At 63.6% G+C, this 17,488-nt stretch carries 13 protein-coding genes; 3 read left to right on the forward strand and 10 right to left on the reverse strand.

The genetic code is table 11. The annotated features are described in order from the left end of the window. Positions 1-908: 908 nt before the first annotated feature. From ABSY17_RS21715 to ABSY17_RS21750, 8 genes are all read right to left on the reverse strand, one after another. A complete protein-coding gene (locus ABSY17_RS21715; RefSeq protein WP_378945365.1) occupies positions 909-2,480 on the reverse strand; it encodes an FGGY-family carbohydrate kinase in 1,572 nt (523 codons plus the stop codon). A gap of 172 nt (positions 2,481-2,652) precedes the next feature. Further along, positions 2,653-4,131 carry a mannitol dehydrogenase family protein gene (locus tag ABSY17_RS21720; RefSeq protein ID WP_378945368.1) on the reverse strand — a complete coding sequence of 493 codons (1,479 nt, stop codon included), beginning with the start codon at positions 4,129-4,131 and terminating at the stop codon, positions 2,653-2,655. A 217-nt stretch (positions 4,132-4,348) separates the two neighbouring features. Then, positions 4,349-5,125, reverse strand: coding sequence for an L-iditol 2-dehydrogenase (locus tag ABSY17_RS21725; protein WP_378945371.1), 777 nt, complete (start codon positions 5,123-5,125; stop codon positions 4,349-4,351). Beyond that, on the reverse strand, positions 5,122-6,117 hold the full coding sequence (locus ABSY17_RS21730) for an ABC transporter ATP-binding protein (RefSeq protein ID WP_378945374.1): 996 nt from the start codon (positions 6,115-6,117) through the stop codon (positions 5,122-5,124). Before ABSY17_RS21730 ends, ABSY17_RS21725 begins: the two co-directional genes overlap by 4 nt. Before the next feature lie 19 nt (positions 6,118-6,136). Next, the gene (locus tag ABSY17_RS21735; RefSeq protein WP_378945378.1) at positions 6,137-6,961 is read right to left on the reverse strand and encodes a carbohydrate ABC transporter permease; all 825 of its coding nucleotides are present in this window, start codon (positions 6,959-6,961) and stop codon (positions 6,137-6,139) included. Positions 6,962-6,970: 9 nt separating this feature from the next. Further along, positions 6,971-7,843, reverse strand: coding sequence for a carbohydrate ABC transporter permease (locus tag ABSY17_RS21740; protein WP_378945381.1), 873 nt, complete (start codon positions 7,841-7,843; stop codon positions 6,971-6,973). Between the two features lie 81 nt (positions 7,844-7,924). Next, a complete protein-coding gene (locus ABSY17_RS21745; RefSeq protein ID WP_378945384.1) occupies positions 7,925-9,235 on the reverse strand; it encodes an ABC transporter substrate-binding protein in 1,311 nt (436 codons plus the stop codon). A gap of 214 nt (positions 9,236-9,449) precedes the next feature. Beyond that, the gene (locus tag ABSY17_RS21750; RefSeq protein ID WP_378945386.1) at positions 9,450-10,406 is read right to left on the reverse strand and encodes a sugar-binding transcriptional regulator; all 957 of its coding nucleotides are present in this window, start codon (positions 10,404-10,406) and stop codon (positions 9,450-9,452) included. A 395-nt stretch (positions 10,407-10,801) separates the two neighbouring features. Between ABSY17_RS21750 and ABSY17_RS21755 the strand changes: the two genes are divergently transcribed. The 3 genes from ABSY17_RS21755 to ABSY17_RS21765 are packed head-to-tail and all read left to right on the forward strand — an operon-like array spanning position 10,802 to position 15,638. Beyond that, the gene (locus ABSY17_RS21755; protein WP_378945389.1) at positions 10,802-12,751 is read left to right on the forward strand and encodes a PrkA family serine protein kinase; all 1,950 of its coding nucleotides are present in this window, start codon (positions 10,802-10,804) and stop codon (positions 12,749-12,751) included. Between the two features lie 16 nt (positions 12,752-12,767). Continuing rightward, positions 12,768-14,081, forward strand: a complete 1,314-nt coding sequence (locus tag ABSY17_RS21760) for a YeaH/YhbH family protein (RefSeq protein WP_378945391.1) — start codon at positions 12,768-12,770, stop codon at positions 14,079-14,081. 9 nt (positions 14,082-14,090) lie between these two features. Further along, positions 14,091-15,638, forward strand: a complete 1,548-nt coding sequence (locus ABSY17_RS21765; protein ID WP_378945394.1) for a SpoVR family protein — start codon at positions 14,091-14,093, stop codon at positions 15,636-15,638. A gap of 49 nt (positions 15,639-15,687) precedes the next feature. Here the strand turns inward: ABSY17_RS21765 and ABSY17_RS21770 are convergent, their stop codons facing one another. Continuing rightward, complete coding sequence (locus ABSY17_RS21770; RefSeq protein WP_378945396.1) at positions 15,688-16,476, reverse strand: GGDEF domain-containing protein; 789 nt, start codon at positions 16,474-16,476, stop codon at positions 15,688-15,690. A 143-nt stretch (positions 16,477-16,619) separates the two neighbouring features. Further along, entirely contained in the window at positions 16,620-17,324 is a 705-nt protein-coding gene (locus ABSY17_RS21775) for a thermonuclease family protein (protein ID WP_378945399.1), read from the reverse strand. Positions 17,325-17,488: the final 164 nt, after the last annotated feature.

Below are 17,488 nucleotides of genomic sequence, written 5' to 3' on the forward strand. Positions count from 1 at the left end.
CGGAACTATTTCAAATCCAGTTCATGCCACTTCCAGAAATGCAATTTCTACATATCCGACTATGCACTACACGATTCGTCTCGACGTGAGAACGATGATCACCAGAATGTGAAGTGGCAAAATGCATCCCGTGCCACGGAATTAGCTTGCTCGCCACATCTACACCACCTGTTGGAACACGGCCCGTCGCGCGGCATATGAATGGGATCACCGTGATCTTCGTCTCGATGCGGCCAGCGAGCGCGAGTCGCGTTACACCCCAGCGTGCACTATCATTCCATGCGGATCGCCCTATGGGGCGAACCAGTGGCAGGTAGATATGGTTGCAGAGCGCATCGCCTGCTTCCGCAGGCGCATTCGCTTGACAGCACGTGGCTGCGTTGGTCGAGACGATCTGTCCGTCACCTGTATTGACGATTGAGGCGGGCGTTTGTGACAAACGTCGGGCAAACCGCAATGGCCTCGGGGTGCCAGATACTGTCTGCCAGCGATCGGCTACGCCTCGCACGGAGCGCATTGCTCGGTACGATGCGTGGCTTTCCCCAACCCACGCGAGATAGAGCCCACCGCCGTCACCATGTCGGCCCGGCTTCGACGCGCTTCTACACTTGGTGTCGTTCAGCTTGTTGAGCAGCCTCGCCATCATCCATCCCCAACTTCATCCCTAACTCAAGTTGGGGATTTAGCGAATGCCGGCGATCAATGATAGACAATGAGGCAATCAAACCCCTTGTAATTATTGTACTGTCTGGACGCCAGCGACCGTCGACGGACGCTAGTTTGGCGGACGCTCTCTCCGCCAGATTTTCTTCCACCCATCAACGCGTTGCTCGCAGCATGTCTCGTTGCGCCACGGAATTGCCCGGTGGGTCGCAGTTCTGCCGCCGATGCCCGATCGCCCTGCCCAATCAGGTGATCGCGTCGAGCGCCTGGCGCTGGCGGTGCATTTCCAGGAAGACGCGATAATCGCAGTCGAAACGGGTTCTCGCTGCGGGATTCGGGTGCCGGGCATGGCCGTGTTGGTGCATGGCGGAACACGCCGCGGCGAGGTTCGAATAGAGCCCGGCGGCCGCGGCGGCGACCATGGCGGTGCCCAGGAGCACGGCATCGCCGCCTGACGGCTCGATGACCGTGCAGCCGGTGGCGTCGGCGTAAAGCTCCATCAGCAGCGGGTTGCGGGTGTGGCCGCCAGTGACATGCAGCGTGTCGATGACATAGCCGTTGGCGTTGAGCGCATCGAGCACATGTCGAACGCCGAGCGCGATGGCGACTGCGGTGCGCCAGTAGAGCCGACACAGGCTGTCGAATGACGCATCCAGCGTCAGCCCGCTGATGACGCCGAGCGCGTGCGGGTCCGCCAGCGGTGAGCGGTTACCGTGGAAGTCGGGCAGCACATGCAGGCGCCCGGCAAGGTCGAGGCCCTCGGCGGCGCGCAGCTCAACAATCCGCTCGCAGATGCGCCGGTGCATCGCGGCATCCGGCTCGCCGCCGGCGCCATGCCAGCGGATGACGTGGTCGAGCAACGCGCCGGTGGCCGACTGGCCGCCCTCGCTCAGCCAGAGGCAGGGAAGGGCCGCGCCAAAATACGGCCCCCAGACGCCGGCAAAGGCGCGCGGCTCGGCCGACATGGCCATTACACAGCTCGACGTGCCGGCGATTAGGGCGAGATGGCGCTCGATGCCGCTAAGCCCACCGATAACGCCGAGCGCACCGGCAAAGGCGTCGATCAGACCGGCGCCGACGCGACAGCCGATGGTCAGGCCGAGGGCCTCGGCCGCAGCCGGGGTCAATGGACCAAGGTCGGTGCCGACCGGGCTGGCGCGCTGCGGCAGGGCGGCATGCTCGAAGATGTCGGCGAGCCCGACCCTGGCGAAGAAGTCGTGCCGCCAGCCCTCGCACTCATGGGCGAGATAGGTCCATTTCGCCGTCAGCGTGCATTGCGAGCGGGCGAGCGAACCGGATGCCCTGTGCGTGAGGTAGTCGGCGAGATCGAACAACTGGCCGGTGCGCGCCCAGCTTTCGGGCAGGTTGCGTTTGACCCACATCAGCTTGGGCGTCGCCATTTCCGGCGACATGACGCCACCGACATAGCCCAGCACCTCATGGCCGGTGGCCGAGCATTCGTCGGCCTCGGCGAGCGCGCGGTGATCGAGCCAGACGATGGTATCCCAGCGGTCGCCGCCGGCAGCCGAGATGCCGACCTGCTCGCCGCGACTGCTCCGGAAGACGGTGGAACAGGTGGCGTCGAAGCTGATACCGACGATGTCGCGGGCTACCGCGCCTGCGGCCTCACGTGCCGAACGCACGGCGCGGCACACCGCCCGCCAGATGTCCTCGGAATCGTGCTCGGCATGGTCAGGTGTCGCGCGGTTCATGGCGATGGCGCATTCGGCCCGGCCAAGCTGGCGGCCGGTGCGGTCGAAGATGCCGGCGCGGGCGCTGCTGGTGCCGACATCGACGGCGCAGAGCAGCGCCGCCATCAGCAGGGCCGCGCCCAGTGGAGCACGCCCAGAGGTGCGGCCGCCATCATGCAATGAGGCGTTGCCGCAGGACAATCAGTGGTCGCTGGGTAGACAGCTGTCGAAACCATGGCCCGCAATCTATACGCGTGCCCCAGGCAATTCCACCAGTCAGCGTCGGCTGAAAATTGGCTCAGAGCACTCCATCCAGATAGCGCACCAGCGTCTCCCTTGTGCCGACCTGCCACAGGACGGCCAGGCTGTGGCCGAAGGCCTCGGCAAACACCTGGGAGCGGCCGACCTCGCCATAGATATCCTCCATGGCGAGCCAGGCCTTCGGATCGTCCCGTGCGGTCATGGCGGTTTGCTGCAGCCGGTCCCAGTTCGGGTCGTTGGGCTCGATCACCGCGCCGGAATCGGTGATGCCGAAGCAGTAGCGGCACCACAAGGCGGATTCCAGCGCCAGGCCTTTGATGCCGGCCCCTGCCTCCAGCCGGTCGGCGATGGTGGGAATGATGAATTTCGGCTGGCGGTTGGAACCGTCGAGGCACAGGCGCCGCACCGTGTCGCCGATCTTCGGATTGGCGAACCGCCTCTCGATGAGCTGGCAATAATCCTCTAGCACCACGCCCGGCACCGGCGGCACGGTCGGCATGATCTCCTCGCGCTCCAGCCGGGCGAGAAAGGCTGCGACCAGCGGATCCTGCATCGCCTCATGGACGAAATGGACGTCCATCAGGCCGGCCGGATAAGCGATTGCGGCGTGCCCGCCATTGAGGATCCTGATCTTCATCAATTCGAAGGGAGCGACATCGGCGACGAACTGCGCGCCAACCCTTTCGAGCGCGGGCCGGCCCTGAGGAAAGCGTTCCTCCAGCACCCATTGCCGGAACGGCTCGCAAAACACCGGCCAGCTGTCCTCGACGCCGAATTGCTCGGCGAGGATGGCTCGCTCACGGTCGGTGGTGGCGGGCGTGATACGGTCGACCATGGAATTGGGAAAGGCGACGTTTTGGGTGACCCAATCAGCCAACTTGTCGTCGACCAGTCGCGCCAGCCCGACCACGGCGTCGGCGGTCACGCGGCCATTGTGGGGGATGTTGTCGCAGGACATGACCGTGAACGGCGCCATTCCCTCGTCGCGGCGGCGCAGCAGGCCGGCGAGGATGAGGCCGAAGACGGTCTTTGGCGCGGCGATGTTTTCAGCGTCCGCCTTCATCTCAGGGTGCGCCGGATTGAAGATGCCCGACGCAGGGTCGATGAAGTAGCCACCCTCGGTGATGGTCAGCGAGACGATGCGGATCGCCGGATCGGCCAGCCGCGCGATGATGGCTTCGGCGTCGCCCGGCTTGAGGAAATCGACCATGGCGCCAGTGACGCGGGCGCTCATGTGGCCGCTGTCCTGCTCGACGACGGTCGTCAGCCAGTCCTGCTCGGCCAGCTTCCGGCGGCCGGCCTCCTCGGCGGCAAAGACGCCGGCGCCGACGATGGCCCAGTCGTGGTCGCGCCCGGCATTGAACAGCTCGTCGAGATAGACCGCCTGGTGGGAGCGGTGGAAGTTGCCGACGCCGAAATGCAGGATGCCGGCCTTCAGCGCGCCGCGGTCATAGCTGGGGCGCGCGACATCAGCGGGAAGGTTTGGGAGACTGGTGAGCGAGAGTTTCGTGGTCATGGCGTTCCGCCCCTTCCGATTTCGCCCTTTGCAGTGGATTCCCCCTCACCGGTTCGCTTCGCGAACCACCTCTCCCCCACTTCGTGGGGGCGAGGAACCCAGGCTGGATTCACGGCGCCGCCATCGCGGCAGTGGTTCCTCTCCCACGGGCAGGGGGAGAGGTGGTCCGCAGGGCCGGTGAGGGGGTGCTTCAAATACAAGCCGACGCCCTCCATCCTCAGCTCATCCATTGGCCGCCGTCGACATTGTAGGTCTGGGCGACGATGTATTCGGCCTCATCGCTGGCGAGGAAGACCGCCATGCCGGTGAGGTCTTCGGGTCGGCCCATGCGCCCGTAAGGCACGCTTTCGCCGACGATCCGCTTCTTCTCACCAAGCGGCCGGTTCTCGTATCTGGCGAAAAGCGCATCGACCTGGTCCCAGTGCTCGCCCTCGACAACGCCGGGGGCGATGGCGTTGACGTTGATGCGGTGCTTGATCAGGTCGAGCCCGGCCGACTGGGTCAGACTGATGACGGCAGCCTTGGTGGCGCAGTAGACTGCGACCAGCGGCTCGCCACGACGGCCGGCCTGGCTCGCCATGTTGATGATCCTGCCGCCCTTACCCCTCGCGATCATCGACTTCGCGACGGCCTGAAGCGCGAACAGCGTGCCGGCGACATTGACGGCGAAAAGCCGGTCGAAGCTCGACCTGCTTATCTCGACGATCGGGGCGAGGTCGAGGAGAGCTGCGTTGTTGACGAGGATGTCGATACCGCCTGCCCTCGCCTCAACCGCCAGCACGGCAGCTTCGATCGAGGTTTGGTCGGTGACGTCGAGGCTGACCGCATAGGCGCCGGCGCCGATCTCGGACGCGGTCTGTTCGGCGGCCGCGAGATTGATGTCGCCGATGGCCACTGTCGCGCCCTCGCGCACATAGGCGGCGGCGAAGGCCCGGCCAATGCCCCTGGCGGCACCTGTGATCAGTGCCGACTTGCCCTCAAGCCGGCCGCTCATAGCGCCCTCCCGTCGGCGCCGAAGCGGTGCACCTTCGTCGGATCCGGCGTCAGATAGACGGTGTCGCCGTGATGAACATCGACCTCGCCGCCGGCCCGTACGTTGATGGTGCCGACATCGGTGTGGACATGCAGGAAAGTGTCGGCGCCCAAATGTTCGGCCACGCCCACCGTGCCTTTCCAGTCGCCGGCGCTGGTCGAAATGCGGACATGCTCGGGGCGGATGCCGATGGTCGCAGCACCATATCGGGCGGCCGTCTCGCCCTCGAGGAAATTCATCTTCGGCGAGCCGATGAAGCCGGCAACGAACAGGTTCTTCGGCGAGCGGTAGAGATCCAGCGGCGAGCCGACCTGCTCGATGTTGCCGGCATTCAGCACGACGATCTTGTCGGCCATGGTCATCGCCTCGATCTGGTCGTGGGTGACGTAGATCATCGTCGTCTTGAGCTGGTGGTGCAGTTCGCTGATCTCCAGCCGCATCGTGCCGCGCAGGGCAGCGTCGAGGTTGGACAGAGGCTCGTCGAACAGGAAGGCGGAGGGCTGGCGCACGATGGCGCGGCCGATGGCGACACGCTGGCGCTGTCCGCCCGACAGCTGGCCGGGGCGACGGTCGAGATAGTTGGTCAGGTTCAGGATGCGCGCGGCTTCGGTGACCTTGCGATCCATCACCACCTTGTCCTCGCCGGCCATCTTGAGCGGGAAAGCGATGTTGTTGCGCACCGTCATGTGCGGATAGAGCGCGTAAGACTGGAACACCATGGCCAGCTTGCGCTTGGCCGGGGCCTCGCCGGTGACGTCGCGGCCGTCGATGCGGATGGTGCCTGATGTGGTGTCCTCGAGCCCGGCGATCAGGCGCAGCAAGGTAGACTTGCCGCAGCCGGAGGGGCCGACGAAGACGACGAACTCGCCGTCTTCGATGTCGAGGTCGATCTGCGGGATGATCATCGTCGCCCCGAAGGACTTGCTGACCTTGTTGAGTGCTATCTTGCCCATCGTGTCCTCCCGGGATCGACTATTTGACGGCGCCGAAGGTCAGGCCGCGAACCAGCTGGCGCTGCGAGAACCAGCCCATGATGAGGATCGGCGCGATCGCCAGCGTCGACGCCGCCGAGAGCTTCGCCCAGAACAGCCCCTGCGGACTGGAGAAGGAAGCGATGAAGGCGGTGAGCGGGGCGGCGTTGGCGGCCGACAGTCGGATCGACCAGAACGACTCGTTCCAGGCGAGGATGATATTGAGCAGCATGGTCGAGGCGATGCCGGGCACGGCCATCGGCGTCAGTACGTAAACGATCTCCTTGAACAGCGAGGCGCCGTCCATCCGTGCCGCTTCGAGGATCTCGCCCGGGATCTCGCGGAAATAAGTGTAGAGCATCCAGATGACGATCGGCAGGTTGATCAGCGTCAAGATGATGGTCAGGCCAAGCCGGGTGTCGAGCAGGCCTGTGTCGCGGAAGATGAGATACATCGGCACCAGGACGCCGACGGCCGGCATCATCTTGGTCGACAGCATCCACATCAGCACGTCCTTGGTGCGCTTGGCGGGTGAAAACGCCATCGACCAGGCCGACGGAATGGCGATCAGCAGCGCGACCAGCGTCGATCCAACCGAGATCACCACCGAATTCATGAACGGCCTGAAATAATCGCGTTGCGTCTGCACCTCGACATAGTTCTCGAAGGTGCCCGACGGGACCAGGCTGATGCCGGCGATTGCCTCGGGCTCGGTCTTGAAGCTTGTGATGATGGTGTAGAGGATCGGGAAGAAGATCACGAAGGCGACGGCCCACGCCACGATGGTGAAGACTATTTTGCGCCTGGTGGAGACTGCGCGTGCCATGGTGCGCTCCTACTTGTCGAGGTTCTTGCCAACGGCGCGCATCAGGAAGACGGCGACGATGTTGGCGAGGATGACAGCGATGACGCCGCCGGCGGATGCGCCGCCGATGTCGTAGCCGAGCAGTGCCGTGCGGTAGATCAGGAAGGCCAGGTTTGTCGTGGCGTAGCCGGGACCGCCATTGGTGGTGACGAGGATCTCCGCGTAGACGCCGAGCAGGAAGATCGTCTGGATCAGGATGACGACGGTGATGGCGCGCGCGAGGTGCGGCAGCGTCAGATACCAGAAGCGGTTGAGGAAATTGGCGCCGTCCATCTCGGCGGCTTCCTTCTGCTCCTCGTCGAGCGACTGCAGCGCCGTAAGCAGGATCAGCGTCGCGAAGGGCAGCCACTGCCAAGCGACGATGATGACGATCGACAGCAACGGATATTGCGCGAACCAGTCGACCGGCCGTAGGCCGAAGAACTTGTTGATGTCGGCGAGCACGCCATAGCCGGGGTGCATGATCATGTTCTTCCAGACCAGTGCGGCCACCGGCGGCATGACGAAGAAGGGCGAGATCACCAGGATGCGCACGATGCCCTGGCCGAAGATCGGCTGGTCGATCAGCAATGCCAGCAGGACGCCGCCGACCACGGTGATGAGCAGCACGCCGCCGACGATGACCAGCGTGTTCCAGATCGACTTGATGAAGGCCGGGTCGGTCAGGAAGAACTTGTAGTTGAACAGGCCGGCGAAATTGACGTTGGCTGGATTCAGCAAATTGTAGTTCAGGAATGAGAACCAGAGCGTCATCGCCAGCGGCACGATCATCCAGATGAACAGCAGGATGACCGAGGGCGCCATCATCAGGCGGGCAAGCGTGCGGGTCTGTCGTGTGGCCATGTGAGCACCCCATCAGCCGAACGGATCGGAAAAGGCGGTCGCCCGACTGGGAACGGGCGACCGAGGCTCAGGGAGGTTCTGCTACTTGATATAGCCCGCGCGGGTCATTTCACGGACCGACACCTGCTGGGCCTGGGCCAGGGCATCGTCGACCGACATCTGGCCGGCGAGTGCCGCCGAAAACAGCTGGCCGACCGTCGTGCCGAGGCCCTGGAATTCGGGAATGGCGACGAACTGCACGCCGACATAAGGCACCGGCTTGACCGTCGGCTTGGTCGGGTCAGCAGAGTTGATCGAGTCCAGCGTCATCTTGGCGAAGGGTGCGGCCTTCTGGTACTCGGGATTGGCATAGAGCGAGGAGCGTGTGCCGGGCGGCACATTGGCCCAACCCTCCTTCGAAGCGACGAGATCGAGATAGCCCTTGCTCGTTGCCCAGGCGACGAACTTTTGCGCCGCCTCCGCCTTCTGCGTGCCGGCGGGGATGCCGAGCGACCAGGCCCACAGCCAGTTGCCGCGCTTGCCGAGCCCGTTGTCGGGCGCGAGCGCGTAGCCGACCTTGTCGGCGACCGTCGAGTTCTTCGGGTCGGAGACGAAGGAGGCGGCGACGGTGGCGTCGATCCACATGCCGCACTTGCCCTGCTGGAACAGCGCCAGGTTCTCGTTGAAGCCGTTGGACGAGGCACCCTGCGGGCCCGCGTCGGCCATCAGCTTGGTGTAGAAGTCGAGCGTCGCCTTCCATTCCGGCTGGTCGAACTGCGGCTGCCATTTTTCGTCGAACCAGCGCGCGCCGAACGAGTTCGACATGGCGGTCAGGAAGGCCATGTTCTCGCCCCAGCCGGCCTTGCCGCGCAGGCAGATGCCGTTGATGTCATTGGCGCGGTCGGTCATCTTGCGTGCCGCCTCGCCGATGAACTCCCAGGTCGGCGCCTCGGGCATGGTCAGCCCGGCCTTCTCCATCAGGTCCTTGCGGTACATGACGAAGGAGCTTTCGCCGTAGAAGGGCGCTGCGTACAGCTTGCCACCCTCGGACAGGCCGCCAGCAATGGCCGGGATGATGTCGGCCGCGTCGTAGTCGGCGCCGAGATGGTCGAGCGGCAGAAGCCACTGCTGCTTGGCCCAGATCGGAACCTCGTAGGTGCCGATGGTCATGACGTCGTACTGCCCGCCCTTGGTGGCGATATCGGTGGTGACGCGCTCGCGCAGCACGTTCTCTTCGAGCGTCACCCATTGCAGGTCGATGCCGGGGTTCTTGGCCTTGAAGTCATCCGTCAGCTTCTGCATCCGGATCATGTCGCCATTGTTCACGGTGGCGATGGTGATCGTCTCGGCATGGGCGGCGAACGCCAGCGCGCTCGCACCGCACAAGCCCAAAATGAGCGTGGTCAGTTTCATCGAATTCCTCCCATAAACCAAGGTGAGCATTTGCCTCAGTTGTGAGCAATTATTCACTCGACGTGATTTATGTCAAGCTGGATTCTGGACGCGATGAACAAGTGTCGGCCGGCGAGCAAAGCCGCCGACCGACACAAGAACGATCGAATGAGCCGCGAGTTCCTCGCCCCCGCGCACATGGCACGGGCAGATCACAACGAGTTGGGTTTTTTGCCTAGCCGGCGAGCAGAGCGGCGGCGGTGCGCTCGTCGGTGATGAGGCCGTTGACGAGGCGGCGGGTGACGGCCGCCAGGATGCCGGGCAGCTTGCGCTCGCCCATCGCAAGCGCCACCACCAGCGAGCGCTCGCGCGAAGGCAGGGGTGCCGAGGCGACCCGGTCATTGGTGATGCCGTCGATCAGTCGGCCGTCGCGATCGAACGCCCAGCCGACGATCTCGCCGACCGCACCGGCCTTCTGCAGCGCCTTGAGCTCGGCTTCGGAGATGAAACCGTCCTCGTAAAGCGGCGCATGGGGACCCATGTCGCCAACACCGACGAAGGTGACGTCGGCTTGTGCCGCAAGCGCCAGCGTCGGCTGGATCAGCGGCTGGCTGTGGAGCATTCGACGCTCCTCCGACGAGGAGGCAATTGCCGGCAAGGGCATGGGAAAGCTGCGCGCCTTGATGGTGTCGGCCATGGTAAAGATAACGTTGTAGAAGGCGGCCGAGCCGTCCGGCGAGATATTGCCCGTCAGCGAAACCACCTTGTGCTGCGGGCACTCCATCGGCGGCAGTTGCTCGATCGCCGCCTTCAGGGTGCGGCCGGTGCCGATCGCCATGACGATCGGTGCGGGCGAGCGCAACCATTTCTCTATCTCGGCGGCCGCCGCCTGGGCGATGCCGATCGTCGTCGACGACGAATCCGGGTCACTCGGCGTCACTTCGACCAGGTCGAGCGCGAAGCGGGACCTCAGCCTTGCTGCGAGGTCGAGGCAATTGGCGATCGGATGATCGACCCGCACCTTGATCAAGCCCTCGGACATGGCGAGCGACACGAGGCGCTGGGCCGTCTGGCGCGAAATGCCGAGCTTGCCTGCAATCTGGTCCTGGGTGTTGCCGGCAACGTAATAAAGCCAGCCCGCACGGGCGGCATCATCGAGCCTAGGGTTGCCGCTGTCCTGCCGGGCGCTCATGCGAATGTCTCACCTGCCATATGTGCGCCTAGTTTTGCAGCATTTGCGACGTCGCGCAATTGCTCACTCATATATCATTTATTCAGAGCCGATTTTGGCCATGGCACGGCCTGTCGGCCTGAAGCCAATTGGGCCGGAAATTGCCCGCCACTCTCATTTCATTCATCTACGCCCAGCCCTGGCCGCCAAAAATGCCGCGCTACCGCCCTCTGCGGCAAGTCACGGCCCCGCGAAATCGGACCGTTCGGAACCTTGCGCGTACTCCCCCCAGCTTCGCCTGCGGCAAATGTTTGCACGCAACACTCTGTGAGGGAACTTTGCCTGCCTAGGGAAGTTGAGAAGAAGGCAAAGAGCCGAGGTGGTCGGCCAACCGACTTCGGCGAAGTGAGGGTGCCATGCAAACGCGCGATAACGATGTCTTCAGTCTCTTCTCGGAAATCTACGGAAGTCAGACCACCGAGGAGATGAGCCTGCAGCAATACCTCCTGGCCTGTCGCGAGCAGCCGGCGATGTATGCGACGGCGGCCGAGCGGATGGTGGACGCCATCGGCGCCCCAACCCTGGTCGACACCAGCGCCGATGCCCGGCTCGGGCGCATCTTTGCCAACCGGACCATCAAGATCTATCCGGCCTTCGCCGAATTCTACGGCATGGAAGACACCATCGAGCGCATCGTCGGCTATTTCCGCTACGCCGCGCAGGGGCTGGAGGAACGCAAGCAGATCCTCTACCTGCTCGGTCCCGTCGGCGGCGGCAAGTCGTCGCTGGCCGAGCGGCTGAAGAAGCTGATGGAGGAACGGCCCATCTACACGCTCAAGGTGGGCGGCCAGATCAGTCCGATCTTCGAGTCGCCGCTGGGACTGTTCCAGCCCGAACGCATGGGCAGCCTGCTCGAAGACAAATACGGCATCGCCCGGCGAAGGCTTACCGGATTGATTTCGCCATGGGCGGCCAAGCGGCTTGAGGAGGTCGGCGGCGACGTCTCCAAGTTCAGCGTCGTCAAGCTGATGCCGTCGCGGCTGCGCCAGATCTGCATCTCCAAGACCGAACCCGGCGACGAGAACAACCAGGACGTTTCCGCCCTCGTCGGCAAGGTCGACATCCGCAAGCTCGAGAATTTCAGCCAGGCCGATCCCGATGCCTATTCCTACAGCGGCGGCCTCAACCGGACGACGCAAGGGCTGCTCGAATTCGTCGAAATGTTCAAGGCGCCGATCAAGGTGCTGCATCCGCTCCTGACCGCTACCCAGGAGGGCAATTACAACGGCACAGAGAGCTTTGGGGCCTTCCCCTATCAGGGCATCGTGCTGGCGCACTCCAACGAGTCGGAATGGCTGCAGTTCAAGAGCAACCGCAACAACGAGGCCTTCCTCGACCGCATCCTGGTCGTGAAGGTGCCCTATTGCCTGCGCGTCACCGAGGAGCGGCAGATCTACGAGAAGCTGCTGCGCGAGAGCGAGTTGGTGAACAACCCTTGCGCACCGGAGGTGCTCGACATCCTCAGCCGCTTCACCGTCTCGACCCGGCTGACCGAACACGAGAACTCGCCGCTCTACACCAAGATGCGCGTCTATGACGGCGAGAACCTGAAGGACGTCGACCCCAAGGCCAAGTCGATGCAGGAATATCGCGACGCCGCCGGCGTCGACGAGGGCATGACCGGTGTCAGCACGCGTTTTGCCTTCAAGGTGCTTTCGGAGACCTTCAACTACGACACCAAGGAGATCGCAGCCGACCCCGTGCATCTGATGTATGTGATGGAGCAGGCGATCAAGCGCGAGCAGTTCCCCAGCGAGATCGAGGCTTCCTATCTCGATTTCATCAAGTCGGAACTGGCCACGCGCTATGCCGAATTCATCGGCCACGAGATCCAGAAGGCCTATCTCGAATCCTACAGCGAATACGGCCAGAACCTGTTCGACCGCTACATCGCCTATGCCGACGCGTGGATCGAGGACCAGGACTACAAGGATCCCGACACCGGCCAGATCCTCAATCGGAACATCCTCGATTCCGAGTTGTCGCAGATCGAGAAGCCGGCCGGGATCGCCAACCCGAAGGACTTCCGCAACGAGGTGGTGAAGTTCACGCTGAGGGCCAGGGCCAAGAACCATGGCCGCAACCCGTCCTGGACCAGCTACGAAAAGCTGCGCGAGGTGATCGAGAAGCGCATGTTCGGCCAGGTCGAGGATCTGTTGCCGGTGATCAGCTTCGGGGCCAAGCGGGACAGCACGACCGAGAAGCAGCACGCCGAATTCGTCGAGCGCATGACCGAGCGCGGTTATACCCAACGGCAGGTGCGGCGTCTGGTCGACTGGTACATGCGCGTGAACAAGGCGGGCTGACCGGGCGGGAACCTCAATGCCGAATTTCATCGATCGGCGCCTCAATCCCAAGGACAAGAGCCTCGGAAACCGGCAGCGATTCCTGCGGCGCGCCCGCAGCGAGTTGAAACGAGCCATCAACGAGCGGGTCAAGTCCGGCAAGATCGAAACGGCTGATTCCGACCAGGTGATCGCAATCCCCAAGAAGGGCATCGGCGAGCCGACATTCCAGCGCGCGCCCCATGCCGGCCGCCGCGAGGAGGTCCTTCCCGGCAACAAGGTGTTCGGCTCGGGCGACCGCATTCCCAGGCCCGCAGCCGGCACGGGCAAGGGCTCCCAGCCGTCGGCGTCGGGCGAGAGCGAAGACGACTTCCAGTTCGCGCTGACCCGAGAGGAAGTGCTCGACCTGTTCTTCGAGGATCTCGAGCTTCCCGATCTGGTGAAGCTCAACCTCAAGGAGGTGGTGACGTTCCACCCGCGCCGGGCCGGCTATACGATGAGCGGCAACCCGACCAGCATCAGCGTTGCCCGCACGATGTTCAACAGTTTCGGCCGCCGCATCGCCCTGAAACGCCCGAAACAGTCCGAGATCGATGCCCTCAACGATGAGCTCAGGAAACTGGAGGGCGCGCGGCCGAATGCGGCCTCCTTGCGGCGCATCGAGCATCTGCGCGAAGAGCTGGCGGCACTCATGCGGCGACGGAAGTTCATTCCCTACATCGACCCGATCGATATCCGCTTCAAGCGCTTCGAGCCCCAGCCCGAGCCGAACGCCAACGCGGTGATGTTTTGCCTGATGGACGTATCCGGCTCGATGGGCGAACGCGAAAAGGACCTCGCCAAACGCTTCTTCGTGCTGCTGCACCTGTTCCTCAAGCGGCGCTATGAGCGGACGGATATCGTCTTCATCCGCCATACGCACGAGGCGTCGGAGGTCGATGAGGACACCTTCTTCTACAGCACCCAGAGCGGCGGCACCGTCGTGTCGACCGCGCTCGAGGAGATGCTGCGTGTCATTCGCGAGCGCTATCCCAGTAAGGAGTGGAACATCTACGCCGCGCAGGCCTCCGATGGCGACAACATACCCAACGATTCCGAACGCTGCGTTTCGATCCTCAACGACACGCTGATGCAGTTGTGCCAGTACTACGCCTATGTCGAGATCATCGACGAACGCGAAAGCGAGATGTTCCGCCATGCCGACAACGGCACCTCGCTGTGGAACGCCTACCGGCAGGTCAAGGAGGCGTGGCCCAACTTCGCGATGACCCGGATCGCCAAGCCGGCTGACATCTATCCCGTCTTTCACGAACTGTTTGCCAAGCAGCCGGGGCCGGCCAAGCGCCGCTGAGGGGACAAGATGGAAAAGACGTCGCCGCTGCTGTTCACCGGTTCCGACTGGAACTTCGACGATCTCGCACGTGTCTATGAAGCGATCAGGGAGATCGCGGTCAACGATCTCCGCCTCGACTTCTACCCCAACCAGATCGAGGTCATCTCTTCGGAACAGATGCTGGACGCCTATTCGTCGATCGGCATGCCGCTGATGTACCAGCACTGGTCCTTCGGCAAGCATTTCCTCCACGAAGCCAATCTCTATCGCCGGGGTCGGCTCGGCCTGGCCTATGAGCTGGTGATTAATTCCAACCCCTGCATCACCTATCTCATGGAAGAAAACACCATGGCGCTGCAGACGCTGGTGATCGCGCACGCCTCGTTCGGCCACAACCACTTCTTCAAGAACAACTACCTGTTCCAGCAATGGACGGATGCCGGCGCCATCCTTGCCTATATGGAGTTCGCCAAGAGCTACATCGCCCGCTGCGAGGAGCGCTATGGCCCGTCCGCGGTGGAGGCGGTGCTCGATGCCGCGCATGCATTGATGCCGCAGGCGGTGTTCCGCTATCGCCGCCGCCCCCGGCTATCGGTCGAACGCGAGCAGGCGCGCATCCGCGAGCGGCTGGAGCATGAGGAGCGCACCTTCTCCGACCTCTGGCGCACGCTGCCGCAAGCGGCGGAGACAAAAGCGCCGCGTGGCACCGAGAACGACCAGTCCGAGCGCCAACAGGCGATCGAATATCCGGAAGAGAACCTTCTGTATTTCCTTGAGAAATACAGCCCCGTGCTCAAATCCTGGCAGAGGGAGATCCTGCGCATCGTCCGGGTGATCGCGCAGTATTTCTACCCGCAGCGGCAGACCAAGGTGATGAACGAAGGCTGCGCCACCTTCGTCCACTACACGATCATGAACAGCCTCTACGACAAGGGGATGATCGGCGAGGGCTCGATGCTGGAAGTGCTTCAAAACCACTCCAACGTGGTGTTCCAGCCCGGCTACGACGACCCACGCTATAGCGGCCTCAACCCCTACACGCTCGGCTTCAACATGATGCGCGACATCCAGCGCATCTGTTCCCATCCGACTGCCGAGGACCGCGACTGGTTCCCGGATTTCGCCGGCAATGGCGACTGGCGCGGCACGTTGCTCGATGCCTGGGCCAATCACCGCGACGAATCCTTCATACGCCAGTTCCTGAGCCCTGCGCTGATCCGCGAGATGCGACTGTTTGCGCTGCGGGAGGATGCATCCGACCCATATTATGAAGTGACCGCCATCCATGACGAGCGCGGCTACGAGCGGATCAGGTCGCGCCTCGCCGACAGCTATGACGTCGGCGTCAACCAGCCCGACATCCAGGCGGTGGATGCCGATCTCAAGGGTGACCGCAAGCTCAGGCTGAGGCACACCGTCCGCAATGGCGGCACGCTGATCGAAGACAGCCGCGACCAGACCCTGCGCTATGTCCAGAGACTATGGGGCCACGAGGTCAGCCTGGCCGGCGTCGATGCCGTCACCGGGCGCACGCTCTACGAGGTCTCGACCAGGAATCTCAGCGACAAGCCCTGACAGTCCGGGCGAAACGGCGCCAGCGAGGTCCGCCTGACGCCGAGATGCCTCAGGCGTTGAGGCTGGGCCGCTGGTTGCCGGCGCCAGACAGCTCCGCGAACTCGATACGGTTGCGGCCACGTGCCTTGGCTTCCGTGAGGCGTTCGTCGGCGTTGCGAAACAGGTCATCGAATTCGAGCTGATTTTCGAACAGGACGGCGCCCACGCTGACCGACAGTGGGCAATTGCGCCCGCCCGGCTCGAGGATCGTTTCGGAGACCGTTCCGCGGATGCGCTCGGCAACAAGCTCGGCGTTCTCACGGCTGGTGCCGGGCAGGAAGATGCCGAATTCCTCGCCGCCGATACGGCCAACGAGATCGCCGGCGCGCACGGACGACTTGATCGTGCCGGCGACGATTTTCAGCACTTCGTCGCCCCAGGCATGGCCAAACTTCGCGTTGATGGCCCTGAAGTCGTCGATCTCGACGACCAGCAACGCGCCCTGTCTGCGGCCGCCGGCCGACGAGTTGCCGCGGAAGGCATCGATCAGATTGGCGAAAACCCCGCTATTGAGGCAGGAGGTCAAAGGGTCGGTCGAAGCAAGCCGGCTGACTTCGGACTTCAACGCAGCGAACTTGTGCCGTTCGCTGGCGACCAGAGCAAGCAGCGGAGCCGCAACCAGCGATGCAATGGCGCCGGCACCGATGACGCCGCTCCAGAAGATTCCGCCGGGCTGCCCCTGGAGCAGGATCGCCGCGTTCGCGGTCGCGACAGCAGCACAAGCGGCACTGCCGAGAAGCGCATAGCGGGCGACCGGCACCCAGTTGCGACCCGAATTTCCCGAAGCCCTGTTGTCCACGCCAGATCCCTCCGTGCCCTTTGACGATCTGATCTACAGCGCGAGAATGAAACATTCCTTGTGTGAATACGAACAGTTTGAGGAATTGCGCGAAAATCGCCGCAAGCCGGTGGTTGGCGTCGCCAAAGCAATGAACCAACCGCTCAGTCCGGCGGCCCGAAGATGCCCATCCCAGCCTTCCGCGCCACCTCTTCGGCCTTCTCGTAGCCTTCGCCGGGCCGCGCCAGGGCCCAGCCGTTCGAAACCAGCCAGGCGCCGATGTCCTGCTTGCCCAGCCGGCAGGCGGCTGCAACCGGCTGGGGCCCAGCAGGTGAAGACAGCCGGCACGAAGGCGCGCGCCAGCGCAGCCAGTATCTGAAAGCAAGCATGGCGCGCTCGCCGCAATTCCATTCCACGTCCCTGAAGCGGCAGTAGTCGCGGGGACCGACAGCCTCTGTGCCGGCTATCAATATGGTGTAGCCCATCGCCTCGAAAGAGGCCGAGGACGTGACGACCGGGCGGTAGAGCAGCCTGCCTGGCCAGTGCCCCTTGGCGGCGTAGTTCGGAGGCGGTGCCTGCCCAAGGTCGCCGAGCGGCGGCCGGGCTTCGACACGCTCCAATGTCTGTGCGGTAACATCCGGGGGCGCGACCACTTCCGGCGCGACGATCCGGGCCGGTGTGGCCGCCGATGCCGGCAGGGTTGCGGAGGTGGCATGAGATACTGCCGAGATAGCGGGAGAAGCGTCCGGACGGGCGGCGTCGAAGACCTGCTGCGAGGGAGCATGCACAGGGCCGGCCGCCATCACCACCAGCGCGACAGCACCGATCGCCGCAACCGCCCCGAGATTGACCAGAGCCGAACGCCGCATGTTCACCGACGCCACCACCTCAAATGTGCCCGGAACTTGCCACCGCTTAGAAACTAGGGTCGCGGCCAGGCCGCGCAAGTACAACAGAGACATCGATTGCCCGTCAGCGCTAGCCCCGGCATCGACGACGCCATGAAGTCAAAAATTGAATAAAATTCGATGCA

It is taken from the genome of Mesorhizobium sp. ANAO-SY3R2 (assembly GCF_042466635.1).
Taxonomy (GTDB): domain Bacteria; phylum Pseudomonadota; class Alphaproteobacteria; order Rhizobiales; family Rhizobiaceae; genus Aminobacter.

Excerpts from the sequence above, each read along its gene's own strand:
- ABSY17_RS21715 (WP_378945365.1), bottom strand. The coding sequence starts at position 2,480 with ATGGCGGCGCTGCTCTGCGCCGTCGATGTCGGCACCAGCAGCGCCCGC.
- ABSY17_RS21720 (WP_378945368.1), bottom strand. The coding sequence starts at position 4,131 with ATGACCACGAAACTCTCGCTCACCAGTCTCCCAAACCTTCCCGCTGAT.
- ABSY17_RS21725 (WP_378945371.1), bottom strand. The coding sequence starts at position 5,125 with ATGAGCGGCCGGCTTGAGGGCAAGTCGGCACTGATCACAGGTGCCGCC.
- ABSY17_RS21730 (WP_378945374.1), bottom strand. The coding sequence starts at position 6,117 with ATGGGCAAGATAGCACTCAACAAGGTCAGCAAGTCCTTCGGGGCGACG.
- ABSY17_RS21735 (WP_378945378.1), bottom strand. The coding sequence starts at position 6,961 with ATGGCACGCGCAGTCTCCACCAGGCGCAAAATAGTCTTCACCATCGTG.
- ABSY17_RS21740 (WP_378945381.1), bottom strand. The coding sequence starts at position 7,843 with ATGGCCACACGACAGACCCGCACGCTTGCCCGCCTGATGATGGCGCCC.
- ABSY17_RS21745 (WP_378945384.1), bottom strand. The coding sequence starts at position 9,235 with ATGAAACTGACCACGCTCATTTTGGGCTTGTGCGGTGCGAGCGCGCTG.
- ABSY17_RS21750 (WP_378945386.1), bottom strand. The coding sequence starts at position 10,406 with ATGAGCGCCCGGCAGGACAGCGGCAACCCTAGGCTCGATGATGCCGCC.
- ABSY17_RS21755 (WP_378945389.1), top strand. The coding sequence starts at position 10,802 with ATGCAAACGCGCGATAACGATGTCTTCAGTCTCTTCTCGGAAATCTAC.
- ABSY17_RS21760 (WP_378945391.1), top strand. The coding sequence starts at position 12,768 with ATGCCGAATTTCATCGATCGGCGCCTCAATCCCAAGGACAAGAGCCTC.
- ABSY17_RS21765 (WP_378945394.1), top strand. The coding sequence starts at position 14,091 with ATGGAAAAGACGTCGCCGCTGCTGTTCACCGGTTCCGACTGGAACTTC.
- ABSY17_RS21775 (WP_378945399.1), bottom strand. The coding sequence starts at position 17,324 with ATGCGGCGTTCGGCTCTGGTCAATCTCGGGGCGGTTGCGGCGATCGGT.